Raw genomic sequence first — 13,358 nt, forward strand, 5'->3', positions numbered from 1 at the left:
CTCAGCGTGCAACCGGCGCCTAAACTGTTAGTTGAAGACTCGACGAACAAGTCCGGTCCGCGAAATGCGGACGGATCCGATTCAGGGAGGCCGACAATGACGGTACGTTCCATTCTCAACACCAAGGGCCACCAGATCATGAGCGTCGAGCCCGACGCCAAGCTGGCTGCCGCGGTCAAACTGCTCGGCGAGAAGAAGATCGGCGCGGTGCTGGTGATGAACCAGAGCCGGCTCGAAGGCATTCTGTCCGAGCGCGACATCGTGCGCGTGATCGGCGAGCGCGGCGCCGGCGCGCTGGAGGAGCCGGTCTCTCAGGTCATGACCCGCAAGGTCGTGACCTGCAAGGAGACCGACACGGTCGCCGAGCTCATGGAGACGATGACCACCGGCAAGTTCCGCCATCTGCCCGTCGTCGACGATGGCAAGGTGGTCGGCCTGATCTCGATCGGCGACATCGTCAAGCGCCGGGTCCAGGAATACGAGGCCGAGCAGGAAGCCCTGCGCGACTATATCAAGACGGCCTGAGCGGCCTTACTCGTCGGCCTTATTCGTCTGTCTTGGGCTCGCCCGTCTTGGGCGCGTTGCCCGCGGGCGCTGGTGCGAGCACCTCGATCGCCTCCTGGATCGACTCCAGCGCGCGCTCGGCGGCACGGGTGCCGTGCGCGATCAGATCCTCGCCGCGGTGGAAGTCGAACCAGCCGAAATGACCGACCCGCGGCGTGATCAGGAGATCGGGCGGATCGCCGGCGAGGCGCGCGCGGGTAATGCGGTCCTGCATGATGTTGAAGGCGTCGACCATCACCGAGGAGATGCCGGGCCGTCCGGCGCCGCCGAAGAACTCGCGCTTCATGGTTTTCTCGGGCGAGAACAATCGCGGAAAGCGCCGCTTCGCCGTGGTCGCCTCGGCCGCGGGCGGGACCGTCTCGGGCACCGCGCCGTGCGAATAGATCGTCGTGGAATGGGTGAAGATGTCGCTGGAAAGATTTGCGGCAATGACGATTTCGGCGCCGAGCGCGCGGGCGGCCGAGACCGGGACCGGATTCACCAGCGCGCCGTCGACCAGCCAGCGGTCACCGATCAGGACGGGCGAGAAGATGCCGGGCAGGGCGTAGGAGGCGCGCATGGCGTCGACCACGCGGCCGCGCGTCAGCCAGATCTCGTGGCCGGTACGGACCTCGGTCGCGACGGCGGCGAACTTGATCGGAAGATCCTCGATCAGGGTCTGGCCGACCGCGTCCTCGAGCCGGGTTGCCAGCTTCTCACCACCGATCAGGCCGGAGCCGCTCAGTCGGATGTCGAGATAGCCGAGGATGTTGCGCATCCCCTGCAGGCTGCGTCCCCACTCCTGCAGCGTATCGAGCCGGCCGGCCGCATAGAGGCCGCCGACCACGGCGCCGATCGAGGTGCCGACCACGACGTCAGGCACGATGCCATTGGCGGCCAGGGTTCTCAGGATGCCGATATGGGCAAAGCCGCGCGCCGCGCCACCGCCGAGCGCCAGGCCAATGACCGGCCGTCGCACGCTGCCAAGACCGACCTTCTCTCCATTGGAGCCGTTCGCGCCCCGACCCTTCAAGATATCAAGCACCGAAACCCTCCTACCCCGGGCCAGCCCTCACAGCAGAGTAGGCGCCGTACTTCCGCTCCGCCAGAACGAGGGCAAAGCATGGTTTATACCGTTCGGGAAGCAGGGGGCAGGAGTGTGGCAAGGAGCGGCTGCCTCCCGTTTAATCACGCAGGCGTCAACCGGGTTCCAAAGAACCGTATCGGGCGGTATTCCTTGGGGATTCGGAGGCTTGAATTTGCCGCGTTTTCGGTGAAAAGCAGGTGGCATGACTCTCGGGGGTGACGGCATCATCGGATGGCGGCGCAGCACATTGCTGCTGCCGACACTGATCCTTGCTGCCTGCCTCTATATCCTTGGTCAAAATGCAGCGCGGGCGCAGCTTTTCTCCGATCGTCCGCCCCCGGTGCCGCCCGCCTCGGTGCCCGACCCCGGCGGCGCCGTCAGCCTCGCGCCCCCCTCCGGCCCGGGTGCTGCGCCGCCGAGCCTGCCGCCGACCCTGCTCCAGCCGAACACGCCCAGCATGCCGCCGCCAGCGGTCAGCACCGTGCCGGCGGCCCCGCCGCTCAACGCGGCCGTGCCCGGCCAGGGCGTTCTGTCGCTGACCGCGAAATACGGCAAGGACACACCCGCGATCACCAGCGGCCTGGTCTGGCGCGTGTTTGCCGACCGTCCTGACGAGAACGGCACCTTCAAGCTGATCCGCGAGGATCGGAACGCCACGCCGAACATCGTGTTGCCGCCGGGCAATTACGTCGTGCACGTCGCCTTCGGCCTCGTCAGTGCGGTGCGCACCGTCAGCCTGAAGGCCGAGACCGATCGCGAATCCTTCGTGCTGCCGGCCGGCGGCCTGCGCATCGAGGGGCGCGTCGGCACCAGCCGCATTCCGCAGAACCAGATCTCGTTCGCGATCTACAAGGGCAGCCAGTTCGAGTCCGGCGAGCGCGCCTCGCTGGTCCCGAACGTCGCCGCCGGCGACGTCGTGCTGATCCCGGAGGGCACCTACTACATCATCTCCAATTATGGCGACGCCAATTCGGTGGTGCGCTCGGATATCCGCGTCCAGGCTGGCAAGCTCACCGACGTCACGATCACCCACCGCGCCGCCGTGATCACGCTGAAGCTCGTCAGCGACAGGGGCGGCGAGGCGCTCGCCAACACCGCCTGGTCGGTGCTGACCCCCGGCGGCGACGTCATCAAGGAATCGATCGGCGCCTTCCCGCGCGTCGTGCTCTCCGAAGGCGAGTACCGCGCCATCGCCAAGAACGAGGGCAAGGTCTACGAGCGCGGCTTCAACGTCGTCAACGGCGTCGACGGCGAAGTCGAAGTGGTCGCGCGCTAGTCTCGTGTCCCGGACGCGGTGCGGCATGCAATGCCGCTCCGCAGAGCCGGGACTCAGGAAGCCACAAGCACATATCTCGATAGATGGGCCCCGGCTCAGCGGCGCACCGCTGAAGGAGCGCTGCGCCGCGTCCGGGGCACGAGAGCGCAGTTTCGACGCGCAGCTGTTTCCCACCGTCATTGCGAGCGCAGCGAAGCAATCCAGAGTACCTCCGCGGAAAGATTCTGGATTGCTTCGCTGCGCTCGCAATGACGAGGAGGAGGGCCGCGCCCCGTCACTTCCGATACCGCAGCGCCTCCACCAGCACCGCGAACGCCGGCGTCGGCTGCCGACGGCTCGGATAATAGAGGTGATAGCCCGCAAACGGTGCGCACCAGTCGGCGAGCACGCGGATCAGCCGGCCGTCGGCGATCTCGCGCTTCACGAGATCGTCGGGGATATAGGCAAGGCCAAGCCCCGCCAGCACGGCATTCATCCTGAGCAGGCCGGTGTTGAGCACGAGCTGGCCGTCGACCCGCACTTTCATCGCGCGTCCGCGCTTCTCGAACTCCCAGGCATAGATCCCGCCATAGGTCGGCAGGCGGAGGTTGATGCAATTGTGCTCGGTGAGATCCTGCGGCAGCTTCGGCTTGCCCCGCGCGGCGAAATAGGCGGGCGCGCCGACCACGGCCATGCGCATCTCCGGCCCGATCCGCACCGCGATCATGTCCCTGGCGACCTGCTCGCCGAGGCGCACGCCGGCGTCGTAGCGCTCGGCGACGATATCGGTCAGGCCATAGTCGACGACGAGCTCGACCTTGATATCGGGGTAGCGCGGCAGCAGCTTTGCGAGCGCCGGCCACAGCACCGTCTGTGCGGCGTGCTCGCCGGCGGTGATGCGGATGGTGCCCGCCGGCGTCTCGCGGAGCGCGGTCAGCGCCGACAGCTCTGCGTCGATCTCCGCAAAGCGCGGCCCGACATTGCGGAGCAGACGTTCGCCCGCTTCCGTTGGCGCGACGCTGCGGGTGGTGCGGGTGAGCAGCCGCAGGCCGAGCCGTTCCTCCAGGCCGCGCACAGTGTGGCTGAGCGCCGACTGCGACACGCCGAGCTGGGCTGCCGCGCGGGTAAAGCTGCGCTCGCGCGCGACCGCGAGGAAGGCCAGGAGGTCATTGACGTTGGTGCGGGTCATTCATGAATCCATCTCATCAGTACATACCGATTTTATCATCTAATCGCGGGCCGGCGCGTGGCCTAAATTCGCTGCCGAACATGAACTTCAGGGAGAGCTGACGATGCAGATGCGAACACTGGGCAAGAGCGGCCTCGAGGTCTCGGCCCTAGGCCTCGGCTGCATGGGCCTGAGCTACGGTTATGGCCCGGCGACCGAGACGTCGCAGGCGATCGCGCTGATCAGGACCGCGGTCGCGCGCGGTGTGACCTTCTTCGACACCGCCGAGGCCTATGGGCCCTTTGCCAACGAGGAGCTGCTCGGCGAGGCGCTTCAGCCGTTCCGCGACAAGGTCGTGATCGCCACCAAGTTCGGCTTCAAGGGCGGCAAGGTCGAGGCCGGGCTCGACAGCCGGCCCGCCAACGTCAAGGCGGTGGCGGAGGCTGCGCTGAAGCGGCTCAAGACCGATCGCATCGATCTGTTCTACCAGCACCGTGTCGATCCCGACGTGCCGGTCGAGGAGACCGCGGGCGCGGTCAAGGATCTGATCCAGGCCGGCAAGGTGCTGCATTTTGGCTTGTCGGAGGCGGGTGCGCAGACCATTCGCCGCGCCCATGCGGTGCAGCCCGTGACCGCGTTGCAAAGCGAGTATTCGCTGTGGTGGCGCGAGCCGGAGCAGGAGATCCTGCCGACGCTGGAAGAGCTCGGCATCGGCTTCGTTCCGTTCAGCCCGCTCGGCAAGGGTTTTCTCACCGGCGCGATCACCGAGAGCACGACGTTCGATGCGAGCGACTTCCGCAACATCGTGCCGCGCTTCTCATCCAGCGCACGCAAATCCAATCAGACCCTCGTCGATCTGCTTGGCGAGATCGCCGCAATGAAGAAAGCGACGCCGGCGCAGATCGCGTTGGCCTGGCTGCTCGCGCAGAAGCCGTGGATCGTGCCGATCCCGGGCACCACCAAGCTGCACCGGCTCGAGGAAAATCTCGGCGCGGCTGCGGTGACGCTGTCGGACGCGGATCTCACTGCAATCGCAGGGGTGCTGTCCAAGGTCGCCGTGCAGGGCGACCGCTATCCTGCGCATCTCCAGGCGCGAGTCGGCCGCTGAGCTGCGGCGTGAATGCCCGGTGAGCGTTCGCTTACCGGGCATACGCGTCTTGTGTTCCGACTTGAATACCTTTGCCAGCGCTACCAAGCAGCGTTGCAAGCAGCGTTGGAGGAAGCGATTAACACCGCCAGCACAGGCTTATTCCGCAAGCGTCGCGACTTCGTCATAGCCGGTGGAAGATACGGATTTCCGATAATCAATTTTATTCTCTTTCCGTCCTGCTGCGCTATATGTCGGGCATCCGTCTAACGGGGGAGGCCGGAGCAGGCGCATGACTTGCGAGACCGGCAGAAGCAGGGGACCAAGCCCGTCGGCATGTTTGAAGTGATCATCACCAGGCGTAAGCGGTTTGGCTGGCGATGGCAGGTGTGCCAGTCCGGCAAGATATTTGCCGATGGCTTCGAGCGCACCCGGCCGTCCGCCAAGTATCATGGCGAGCGCGCACTGTTCTTCCTGTTGTCGCAGGCTTACTTGCGCAATCGCTCCGCGGCGGCCAGCGAGGACTAGCGGCGGGAGCAGCAGACAGCTCCATCCGGGCTACGAGCCTCACCTCAGATGTCGACGACCAGCTTGCCCTTGGCGGCGTGATCCCGGATCAGAGCGTAGGCATCGCCAACACTCTCCAGCGTGAAGCGCCTTGCATCGACCAGCGGCGCGAGCTTGCCGGCTTCAACCAGGCGCGTCGCTTCCGCCATGATCTCACCGTGATGCGCGCGGCCTTCGCCCGATAGCAGCGGCAGCAGCGTGAACACACCGGAATAGCTGGCGGCGCGGAACGACAGCGGCGCAAGCGCGTGCGTGCCCCAGCCCAGCGCGCTCACCACATGGCCAAAACGGCGCACGGCTTCGAAGGAGGCATCGAGCACCTTGCCGCCGACGGTGTCGTAGACGATGTCGAAGCCGCGGCCGCCGGTATGCTCTGCAACGTAAGCTTCGATCGCAGTGCCGCGGTCGATGAACACTGCGCCAAAGCCTTCGATGGTGGCGCGCTGCGCTGCCGAGCCGGTCGCGAACACGTCTGCTCCGATGGCGCGCGCGATCTGGATCGCGACATGGCCGACGCCGCCGGCACCGCCATGAATCAAAACCTTCTGGCCGGCCTTCAGCGCCGCGCGATCGATCAGGCCTTCCCAGGCCGTGATGAAGATCAGCGGCAGGGCGGCGGCTTCGCGCATGCTGAGATTGGCGGGCTTGGGCGCCAGCAGGTCGGCATCGACCGCGGCGAATTCGGCGAGCGATCCCGGCACGCCGCCGACGCCGCCGGTCATGCCATAGACCTCGTCGCCCGGCTTGAACCGCGTCACGTCGCGCCCGGTCTGCTCGACCACGCCGGCGAGATCGATTCCGAGAATGGCGGGCAGCGGATGACGCGCATGTGCCGCCGCACCGGCATGGATCTTGGTGTCGAGCGGATTGACCGCGCTCGCGCGCACCCGCACCAGCACCTCGCGCGGCCAGACCTCGGGCGTGGAGACGGTTGAGAGGCGCAGTGGCGCGTTGTGGGTCTCCAGGATCGCCGCCCGCATCGTCGATTGTCTCGTCATGATCGTCTTGCTCCGTTGTCGGCCTCCAATATGCTCATGAAATTTTGCATGAGTAGGAACAAGAATGTACGATGATCGTGCATTTCTGTATGGGGTCATTTCGATGGACTGGAGCGATCTGCGCATCTTCCTGGCGATTGCGCGCGAAGGCACGCTCGGGGCTGCCGCGCGCAAGATCGGCCAGACCCAGCCGACGATGGGGCGGCGGCTTCGCGCGCTCGAAACCGCGCTGGGACAAACGCTGTTCCAGCGCACCGCCGATGGTTTTGTGCTGACCGACGAGGGCGCCGCCGTGCTGCGCCACGCCGAGCGGATCGAGGAGGAGGCGCTCGCGCTTCAGCGCCACGCCTCGGGTGCGGAGACGCAGCTCGACGGCATGCTGCGCCTGTCGTCGTCGGACTGGTTCGGCACGGTGATGCTGTCGCCGGTGATCGCCGCCTTCGGCAAGCGCCATCCCAAGGTGATCGTCGAGCTCCTGACCGATGCGCGCCTCTACAGCCTGCCGCGGCGCGAGGCCGATCTCGTGTTCCGCATCAAGCCGTTCAGCGAGCCCGAGGTGATCTCGAGAAAACTGCTCCACATTCCCTACGCGCTGTATGGCAGGAAGGGCAGCAAGCCGCCGCGCGCCGGCGACGGAAGCGGCGCCCGTGTCGTCACCATGAATGCCGAATTCGCCGACATGCCAGATGCGATCTGGTTGAAGCGCGCGCTGCCGAATGCGGAGATCGCCTCGCGCAGCAACAACCGCCAGGCGCAGGCGGAGCTGTGTGCCGGCGGCGGCGGGTTCGCCGTGCTGCCACGCCCCCTCGGCGACCGCGATCGCCGTCTCGTCGCGCTTGACATCGGCGCAACGCCGCCCGGCCGCGACACCTATGTCGGCTATCACCGCGATCTCCGGCGCCTGGCGCGCCTGCGCGCGCTGCTGGATCTCGTGATCGAACGGTTGGCATGACGGCCTGCAGGGTGGATTAGCCTTTCGGCCGTGCGAAGCGCAGTCGACAGGCGTAACTCACCCTACGGACTAGATTCGCTCGAAACAATCGTAGTTGCGAATCCTGAAGATCAGCCCGTCACGGAATTCGAAGAACTGCGCAAAACGGGCGCGCATAGTGTCGCCGGGAGCAAGCTTGCCGACGCCGACCGCCAGTGTTGCAGTCCAGATCGTCTCCATCACCACGCAATTGCCTGACGCAAGGGCGTTGACGATTTCGAACGATTGCGAGGCAAGGATGTAACGGGATCTGTCGTAAGACGCTCGCAAGTTGATGAAATCGCGCACTGCGCCCTGCGGCAGGAGAAGGTTTGGAAATTCCTCCTGCACGATATCATCGGCATAAAAGGCCTCGACGGTCTGGCGGGGCTTCGCCGCGGCGACTGCCGCGACGAAGGCTTTTGCACGATCGATCAAATCCTGTCCGGTCACGATGGTGCCTTTCCAATCTGTTCAGAAAAGGCCCGGCAACAGCATCGCGACGCGCTTCCGATACTTTCGGTACTCGTCGCCGAAGAGCGCCACCAGATCGCGCTCCTCGAGCCAGATGCCGACGAAGATATAGGCCGTTGTCACTGATGCGAACATCAGGTGTCCGAGCGTCATCACCGGTGTCGACCAGAAGGCGATGATGAACCCCAGATAGATCGGGTGGCGGATGAGGCGATACAGGCCCGGCGTCTTGAACTTGACGGGCGCGGTGAGCCGGCCGGCAAAATGGCTGATAACCTGTGTCAAGCCGAACAGTTCGAAATGGCTGATGAGGAATGTGCTGTAGAGCACAATCAGCCAGCCCAGGAACTCGCCCGCAATCACGAGCCCGGCCAAGGCGGGAGACTCGATGTTCCAGATGACCGTCGGAATCGGTTGCCATTGCCAGAACAGCAGCAAGAGCGTCAGGCTTGCCAGCAGCACGTAGCTGGAGCGCTCGATGACCGGCGAAGCGAAGCGCGCGAACAGCCGCTTGAACCCCTGCCGCGCCATGCCGCTATGCTGAACCGCGAAGGTCGATAGCAGCAGCAGATTGATGGCGAGCGCGTTGGTTAGCGAGGTCGGCGCGCCGGTGTCGATGGTCTTGGGCACGATATATTGCGTGACGAAGCCGATGGCATAGAGGAACGTGCCCAGAAAGATCAAATAGGCACTGGTCCCGTAGACGAGGGCCGCGGACTTCATCGCCAGCGCGAAGGGGTGAGTGGGTGCTGTACCTGGCCCGTTTTGAATCGTGATAGACATCATCTTCTCCTAGTCTTTGGCGAGGATCGAATTGAACTGATGTGGTCGTCTCACGCCTGCCGGAAGCGGCTCCATCGAGACCGTGCAGCGCGTTCGATGCGGTCATCGAACGGGCCGCGATAGAGACCCACATCCTTCAACGCCCGGTCGTCCAGCGGGCGCAGGGCGACGAGCGCCGCCCGGCGCTCGTGATGGGCAATGGCGGCGGCGATCCAACCGTTCAGCAGGCGCCGGAACCTCGCGAGAAGCAGCGGAATGCCTCGGCGCCCGAAGGGCGCCGCGAGGCTTGATGTGGATAGGGAAATCAGGGTCACGTGTTTGTGCCTTTTCAAATGTGCGCCGGGTAGCGCGTTGTCTCCTTTCTAGAGGACGGCGGTGAGCGGCTCGTCAGGGCAGGCGTGAAAAAACCGTCAAAAACGCGGTCGAGGCTGCTAGAATTGCGCCATTTGATGCCGAGAGGGTGGGAATGCCGCGGTTGACCTTGCTGGGTTCGTTTTCCATGGACCGGGGCGGGCCGGTCACCTTGCGCAACAAGAAGGCGCAGGCCCTCGTGGCATTTCTGGCCATGAACCCTGGGGTCGTCCATGTTCGTGAGCGGCTTGCGGCGTTGCTCTGGCCCGACAGTCACGAGGACGCGGCGCGACAAAGCTTGCGCCAATGCATCAGCATGCTGCGACATGATTGCGCCGAGCTGCCGCTGTCCGCCGATCACGACCTGCTTGGCTTCGATATCGGCGCCGTCACGACCGACGTCGTCGAATTCAAGGATGCGGTATCCGATCCGTCCATCGCCAATTTGAAACGTGCAGCGGAGTTGTATCGCGGCCCCTTTCTCGAGGGACTGAACGCGCGGTCCGATCTTTTCGACGAGTGGTTATTGGGCGAGCGGACCCGGTTGCGCGCCGTCGCCACCTCTGCCTTCCATACGCTGCTGCAGGAATTACAGCTTATCGGCGCACGGGAGGAGGCGATCGCGTTGGCGCTCCGTTTGTTGGCGATCGATCCGTTGCAGGAAGAGGTGGATTGCGCCTTGATGCGGCTCTACTCCGAGCAGGGGCAGACCGCGTTGGCGTTGCGGCAATACAAGCGCTGCGAGGCGATCCTGCGCAAAGAGCTCAACGTCGAGCCGGATCAGGAGACGAGGGCGCTCTACCAGCAACTCCTGCGACATCGGTCGCAGCATCGGGTGCCACCCGAGGATGTGGCCGCCGCTGAGCCGGCGGCTTCGCCGAGGCAGCTCAAGCAGAACGTTCGAACCTGCACCGCGCGCGACGGGGTGCGCATCGCCTATGCGTCGGTCGGCGCCGGGCCGCCGCTGGTGAAAGCCGCCAATTGGCTCAATCATCTGGAATTCGACTTTGCGAGCCCGGTCTGGCAGCACTGGATCGAGGCGTTGAGCCGCGACAACACGTTCCTGCGCTACGACGAACGCGGTACGGGCTTGTCGGACTGGGATGTCTTCGACATCTCCTTCGACGCTTTCGTGCGTGATCTCGAGACGGTCGTCGATGCGGCGGGGCTCGAGCGTTTTCCCCTGCTTGGCATTTCTCAGGGCTGCGCGATCTCGATAGCCTACGCCGTGAAGCACCCGGAGCGTGTCAGTCATCTCGTTCTTTATGGCGGATACGCAAAGGGTTGGCGCCATCAGGACCCGTCAAACGTGGCCCGCCGGGAGGCATTGACAACTCTGGTCCTCGAGGGGTGGGGGCAAGAAAGTCCGGTGTTTCGCCAGATATTCACGTCCCTCTTCATTCCTGAAGCAAATGCCGAGCAGGCGCAGTGGTTCAACGATCTGCAGCGGATTACGACGTCGCCGCAGAACGCCTTCAAGCTTACGAATATCTTCGGCGAAATCGATGTGCGGCATCTGCTACAGGATGTACGAACGCCGACCCTGGTGTTGCACGCTCGTGCCGACGCGAGCGTAAAGTTCACGGAAGGGCAGGAACTCGCTGCTCGGATTAAAGGCGCAACATTCGTTCCGCTCGAGAGCCCCAATCATATCTTGCTGGGGACCGAGCCGGCCTGGTCGGTATTTCTGGACAGTGTAAGAAGGTTTCTCGCGCCCGATCGCTGTCGGTGATCGTGCTTGCCGAGTTTTGCCCGACGGGCAAAACACCGAACTCAGGGCAGAACGCTGTCAATCGCCTTCAACGAAAATAATTCGCTTTATAAGAATTCGGAAACGGCGTATGTGTTGCCTCACTTCGGCCCGAGGAAGAGGGGCGTATCGCGATCGTCACGAACGCGGGCCGGGCGGCGGTGGACGTGGGCCACACTGGTGCGAAGGTGATCGCAGGGCGGGCAGCCGTGAGCGAAGCACGTCGCACGCACGACCGGTGTGATCCACGTACGGCCAAATCGTGTCGTCCTGGCGCCCGGGGTCTGTGCGCCAAGTCTTGTGGTGGTGCGTGTTGCCCAACCGGGCGCGCGCATCAGCCATCTGCAAGGCGACGGGGGCAATAGTGCATCGCTCCCCGGGGAGAGCACGACATACGCCGTTCCAACCACTGCGCATGAAAAGTATATGCGTAAAAAACCCTTATAAATCAACGCGATGTGACTTCAGTGTCGTCATTTGTGTCGCGATCCGCTGGCGACCGATAGCTGTGCATAATTCTGCGATGCACGCCCGATACAGGTGTTGCTTGCACCCTCTCTTAGCCCCTCCTCTGTGGTTGTCTTTTCGGGCGATCCCCGTTGTCCCTCGCGTCACAGGGGCGTGCGCTGGTGTGTTCAAGGGCCGGGCATGTCCCCGAATGCACGACGCTACAGACGCGCGCCACGGGCGTCCCTGCGGGGTCTGTCGATGACGCCCGAGACGGTCTGCACCCGCCTCTGTTACGATCACCAGATGATGCGACCAATGACCGAGACGATCCTGCGCGCACTGCTGGTGCTGCTGACGCTCGCGATGGCAGGCGCAGCCTCGGCGCAACAGCGCACGTCCTACGACGCTTCCGGCAGGGTCGTCGTCCGGTCGGCGATCGACAGCCAGGGCACGGTCACGAACTACGACAGAAGTGGCCGGGTCATCAGCCGCGAGACGACGACCGGCAACACGACGACGATCTATGATGCGGGCGGTCGCAACGTCGGCAGGGTCACAACGAACCGACAATAGGGCACACCGTGATGCTGACCATGCGGATGATCGGCGTGCGGCACTAGTGCGGAGGTGCTCGGCTTCAAGGGCGAGCGCCATAAACGTTCGTATAGGTCCGTGATCCCTAACGTTAATTGAGCCGCTGATCACGATCGTCTTAGTTAGGGTATGCGGTAGCGCTTCCCGCTATCGCTGCCCTCCTTGGGCGTTTCCTCCCTAGACTTGGGCCGCTTGTGGCAACGCAGGCGGCCTTTTCTTTTGAGATAAAGTGGCGGCAACATGAAGCCTCCGACCGATGTCCCCATTGCGATTGGGGGCCTCTCTGGACCCAATCGGGGCTCCCGCCTTCGGCGACAATTGATCGAGATCAATTCCGCCGTCATGCTCGCTTTGTATGCTGGCCGCCAATGGGCGGTCACGCCTACTGTCATTGGGCAGAGGCATTGGGAGTGACCGACAGGGGCCGCCGGGAATTTCTGGGAGTTACCGGCGGCCCACTCGGCCAGATGATCCCGCGCGCGACCACATGACACTCCACCGTCCGCTCGCACGATTGTAAGATGGTGAATTGTTGACCCTGTTACAGCCGATCCTGCCATGCGCGAACAGCCGCTAAATCGACGCGAGAAGCAGCTTCTAAGGCGCATTGCTGCCGGGAAAACGGATCGTGAGATAGCTGGGCGGCTCGGAGACCGTGCCGAACGGATTTCACAACAACGAGCCCGATTGCTTCTAAAGCTAGGGATCAACTCACCGGCCGAAATCGCTGACGCTGCCAGGCGGTTGGCGTACCTATCGACCTACAAAGGTGTGACGTAAGGGTGGGGGGTGGTCGAGCTGATGCGCGCGCGAGGGCGCGACCGTCGAACGATGGGCGGATGTGAGCGCATCCGTCCAATGACATAGATCAAGACGAGGACGGGCAGAGCGAGTAAACTCCTAATCTTGGGGCAGTCCAGTGAGGGAGGCAGTCATGATCTCTCGACGGAAGCTTCTTTCTTCTTTTGGCTTGGCGACTGCAATTGCCGCGTTCCCGACCGTGCTGATGGTCCCTGACGCGGAGGCGCAGACCGCTGGCATGGAAAGGCGTCAAGATCGACGTGAGGGGCGACGCGAGCGCCGCGAGGATCGCCGTGACGCGCGCCAAGTGCGCCGCGAGGGTCGCCGTGAAGCGCGCCAAGTGCGGCGCGGAGTTACGACGCCAGGAGTTACGACGGGGACAGCTAAGTAGCTTGGCTAGGGCGTAGTGGTTCGATAGGTCTTCATCTCCGCTCATCGTCCCGGTGCAGCGCGTGTAGTAGCTCGCGTGCATGAAGGGAA

14 protein-coding genes are annotated in these 13,358 nt (G+C 64.0%); 8 read left to right on the plus strand and 6 right to left on the minus strand.

What is annotated here, in order from left to right:
* Positions 1-96 precede the first annotated feature (96 nt).
* The gene (locus tag ABIA90_RS29300; RefSeq protein WP_071912650.1) at positions 97-525 is read left to right on the plus strand and encodes a CBS domain-containing protein; all 429 of its coding nucleotides are present in this window, start codon (positions 97-99) and stop codon (positions 523-525) included.
* A 19-nt stretch (positions 526-544) separates the two neighbouring features.
* Here ABIA90_RS29300 and ABIA90_RS29305 read toward each other — a convergent pair whose 3' ends face one another.
* Entirely contained in the window at positions 545-1,588 is a 1,044-nt protein-coding gene (locus ABIA90_RS29305; RefSeq protein ID WP_354120507.1) for a patatin-like phospholipase family protein, read from the minus strand.
* A 244-nt stretch (positions 1,589-1,832) separates the two neighbouring features.
* On the opposite strand from ABIA90_RS29305, the gene ABIA90_RS29310 reads away from it, so the two are divergent.
* Complete coding sequence (locus tag ABIA90_RS29310; protein ID WP_071912652.1) at positions 1,833-2,906, plus strand: RgsD C-terminal domain-containing protein; 1,074 nt, start codon at positions 1,833-1,835, stop codon at positions 2,904-2,906.
* Positions 2,907-3,180: 274 nt separating this feature from the next.
* Here ABIA90_RS29310 and ABIA90_RS29315 read toward each other — a convergent pair whose 3' ends face one another.
* On the minus strand, positions 3,181-4,074 hold the full coding sequence (locus ABIA90_RS29315) for a LysR family transcriptional regulator (RefSeq protein WP_354097544.1): 894 nt from the start codon (positions 4,072-4,074) through the stop codon (positions 3,181-3,183).
* 103 nt (positions 4,075-4,177) lie between these two features.
* Here ABIA90_RS29315 and ABIA90_RS29320 point away from each other — a divergent pair, with 103 nt between their 5' ends.
* The gene (locus tag ABIA90_RS29320) at positions 4,178-5,161 is read left to right on the plus strand and encodes an aldo/keto reductase (RefSeq protein ID WP_231142216.1); all 984 of its coding nucleotides are present in this window, start codon (positions 4,178-4,180) and stop codon (positions 5,159-5,161) included.
* Between the two features lie 276 nt (positions 5,162-5,437).
* Positions 5,438-5,668, plus strand: coding sequence for a hypothetical protein (locus ABIA90_RS29325; RefSeq protein ID WP_014494328.1), 231 nt, complete (start codon positions 5,438-5,440; stop codon positions 5,666-5,668).
* A 44-nt stretch (positions 5,669-5,712) separates the two neighbouring features.
* On the opposite strand, the gene ABIA90_RS29330 is transcribed toward ABIA90_RS29325, so the two are convergent.
* Positions 5,713-6,705 carry a zinc-dependent alcohol dehydrogenase family protein gene (locus ABIA90_RS29330; protein WP_354120506.1) on the minus strand — a complete coding sequence of 331 codons (993 nt, stop codon included), beginning with the start codon at positions 6,703-6,705 and terminating at the stop codon, positions 5,713-5,715.
* A gap of 103 nt (positions 6,706-6,808) precedes the next feature.
* Between ABIA90_RS29330 and ABIA90_RS29335 the strand changes: the two genes are divergently transcribed.
* Entirely contained in the window at positions 6,809-7,657 is an 849-nt protein-coding gene (locus ABIA90_RS29335; RefSeq protein WP_354120708.1) for a LysR family transcriptional regulator, read from the plus strand.
* A gap of 69 nt (positions 7,658-7,726) precedes the next feature.
* Here ABIA90_RS29335 and ABIA90_RS29340 read toward each other — a convergent pair whose 3' ends face one another.
* The 3 genes from ABIA90_RS29340 to ABIA90_RS29350 form a co-directional block, all read right to left on the minus strand.
* Positions 7,727-8,128 carry a nuclear transport factor 2 family protein gene (locus tag ABIA90_RS29340; protein ID WP_038944930.1) on the minus strand — a complete coding sequence of 134 codons (402 nt, stop codon included), beginning with the start codon at positions 8,126-8,128 and terminating at the stop codon, positions 7,727-7,729.
* A 21-nt stretch (positions 8,129-8,149) separates the two neighbouring features.
* On the minus strand, positions 8,150-8,872 hold the full coding sequence (gene mddA / locus ABIA90_RS29345) for a methanethiol S-methyltransferase (RefSeq protein ID WP_155795587.1): 723 nt from the start codon (positions 8,870-8,872) through the stop codon (positions 8,150-8,152).
* Between the two features lie 110 nt (positions 8,873-8,982).
* Positions 8,983-9,246 (minus strand): DUF1127 domain-containing protein, encoded by a 264-nt coding sequence (locus ABIA90_RS29350; RefSeq protein ID WP_085405337.1) that lies wholly within the window; start codon positions 9,244-9,246, stop codon positions 8,983-8,985.
* Positions 9,247-9,398: 152 nt separating this feature from the next.
* Between ABIA90_RS29350 and ABIA90_RS29355 the strand changes: the two genes are divergently transcribed.
* From ABIA90_RS29355 to ABIA90_RS29365, 3 genes are all read left to right on the plus strand, one after another.
* Entirely contained in the window at positions 9,399-11,015 is a 1,617-nt protein-coding gene (locus ABIA90_RS29355; protein ID WP_354120505.1) for a bifunctional AfsR/SARP family transcriptional regulator/alpha/beta hydrolase, read from the plus strand.
* A gap of 783 nt (positions 11,016-11,798) precedes the next feature.
* Positions 11,799-12,056 (plus strand): hypothetical protein, encoded by a 258-nt coding sequence (locus tag ABIA90_RS29360; protein ID WP_354120504.1) that lies wholly within the window; start codon positions 11,799-11,801, stop codon positions 12,054-12,056.
* A 579-nt stretch (positions 12,057-12,635) separates the two neighbouring features.
* Positions 12,636-12,857 (plus strand): LuxR C-terminal-related transcriptional regulator, encoded by a 222-nt coding sequence (locus ABIA90_RS29365; protein ID WP_354120503.1) that lies wholly within the window; start codon positions 12,636-12,638, stop codon positions 12,855-12,857.
* Positions 12,858-13,358 lie beyond the last annotated feature (501 nt).

The sequence above is a fragment of the Bradyrhizobium sp. LA6.8 genome (assembly GCF_040547935.1).
Classification (GTDB): Bacteria; Pseudomonadota; Alphaproteobacteria; order Rhizobiales; family Xanthobacteraceae; genus Bradyrhizobium; species Bradyrhizobium barranii.

Coding starts and splice junctions, on each gene's coding strand:
- ABIA90_RS29300 (WP_071912650.1), top strand. CDS start 97: ATGACGGTACGTTCCATTCTCAACACCAAGGGCCACCAGATCATGAGC.
- ABIA90_RS29310 (WP_071912652.1), top strand. CDS start 1,833: ATGACTCTCGGGGGTGACGGCATCATCGGATGGCGGCGCAGCACATTG.
- ABIA90_RS29315 (WP_354097544.1), bottom strand. CDS start 4,074: ATGACCCGCACCAACGTCAATGACCTCCTGGCCTTCCTCGCGGTCGCG.
- ABIA90_RS29320 (WP_231142216.1), top strand. CDS start 4,178: ATGCAGATGCGAACACTGGGCAAGAGCGGCCTCGAGGTCTCGGCCCTA.
- ABIA90_RS29330 (WP_354120506.1), bottom strand. CDS start 6,705: ATGACGAGACAATCGACGATGCGGGCGGCGATCCTGGAGACCCACAAC.
- ABIA90_RS29335 (WP_354120708.1), top strand. CDS start 6,809: ATGGACTGGAGCGATCTGCGCATCTTCCTGGCGATTGCGCGCGAAGGC.
- mddA (WP_155795587.1), bottom strand. CDS start 8,872: ATGAAGTCCGCGGCCCTCGTCTACGGGACCAGTGCCTATTTGATCTTT.
- ABIA90_RS29355 (WP_354120505.1), top strand. CDS start 9,399: ATGCCGCGGTTGACCTTGCTGGGTTCGTTTTCCATGGACCGGGGCGGG.
- ABIA90_RS29360 (WP_354120504.1), top strand. CDS start 11,799: ATGACCGAGACGATCCTGCGCGCACTGCTGGTGCTGCTGACGCTCGCG.
- ABIA90_RS29365 (WP_354120503.1), top strand. CDS start 12,636: ATGCGCGAACAGCCGCTAAATCGACGCGAGAAGCAGCTTCTAAGGCGC.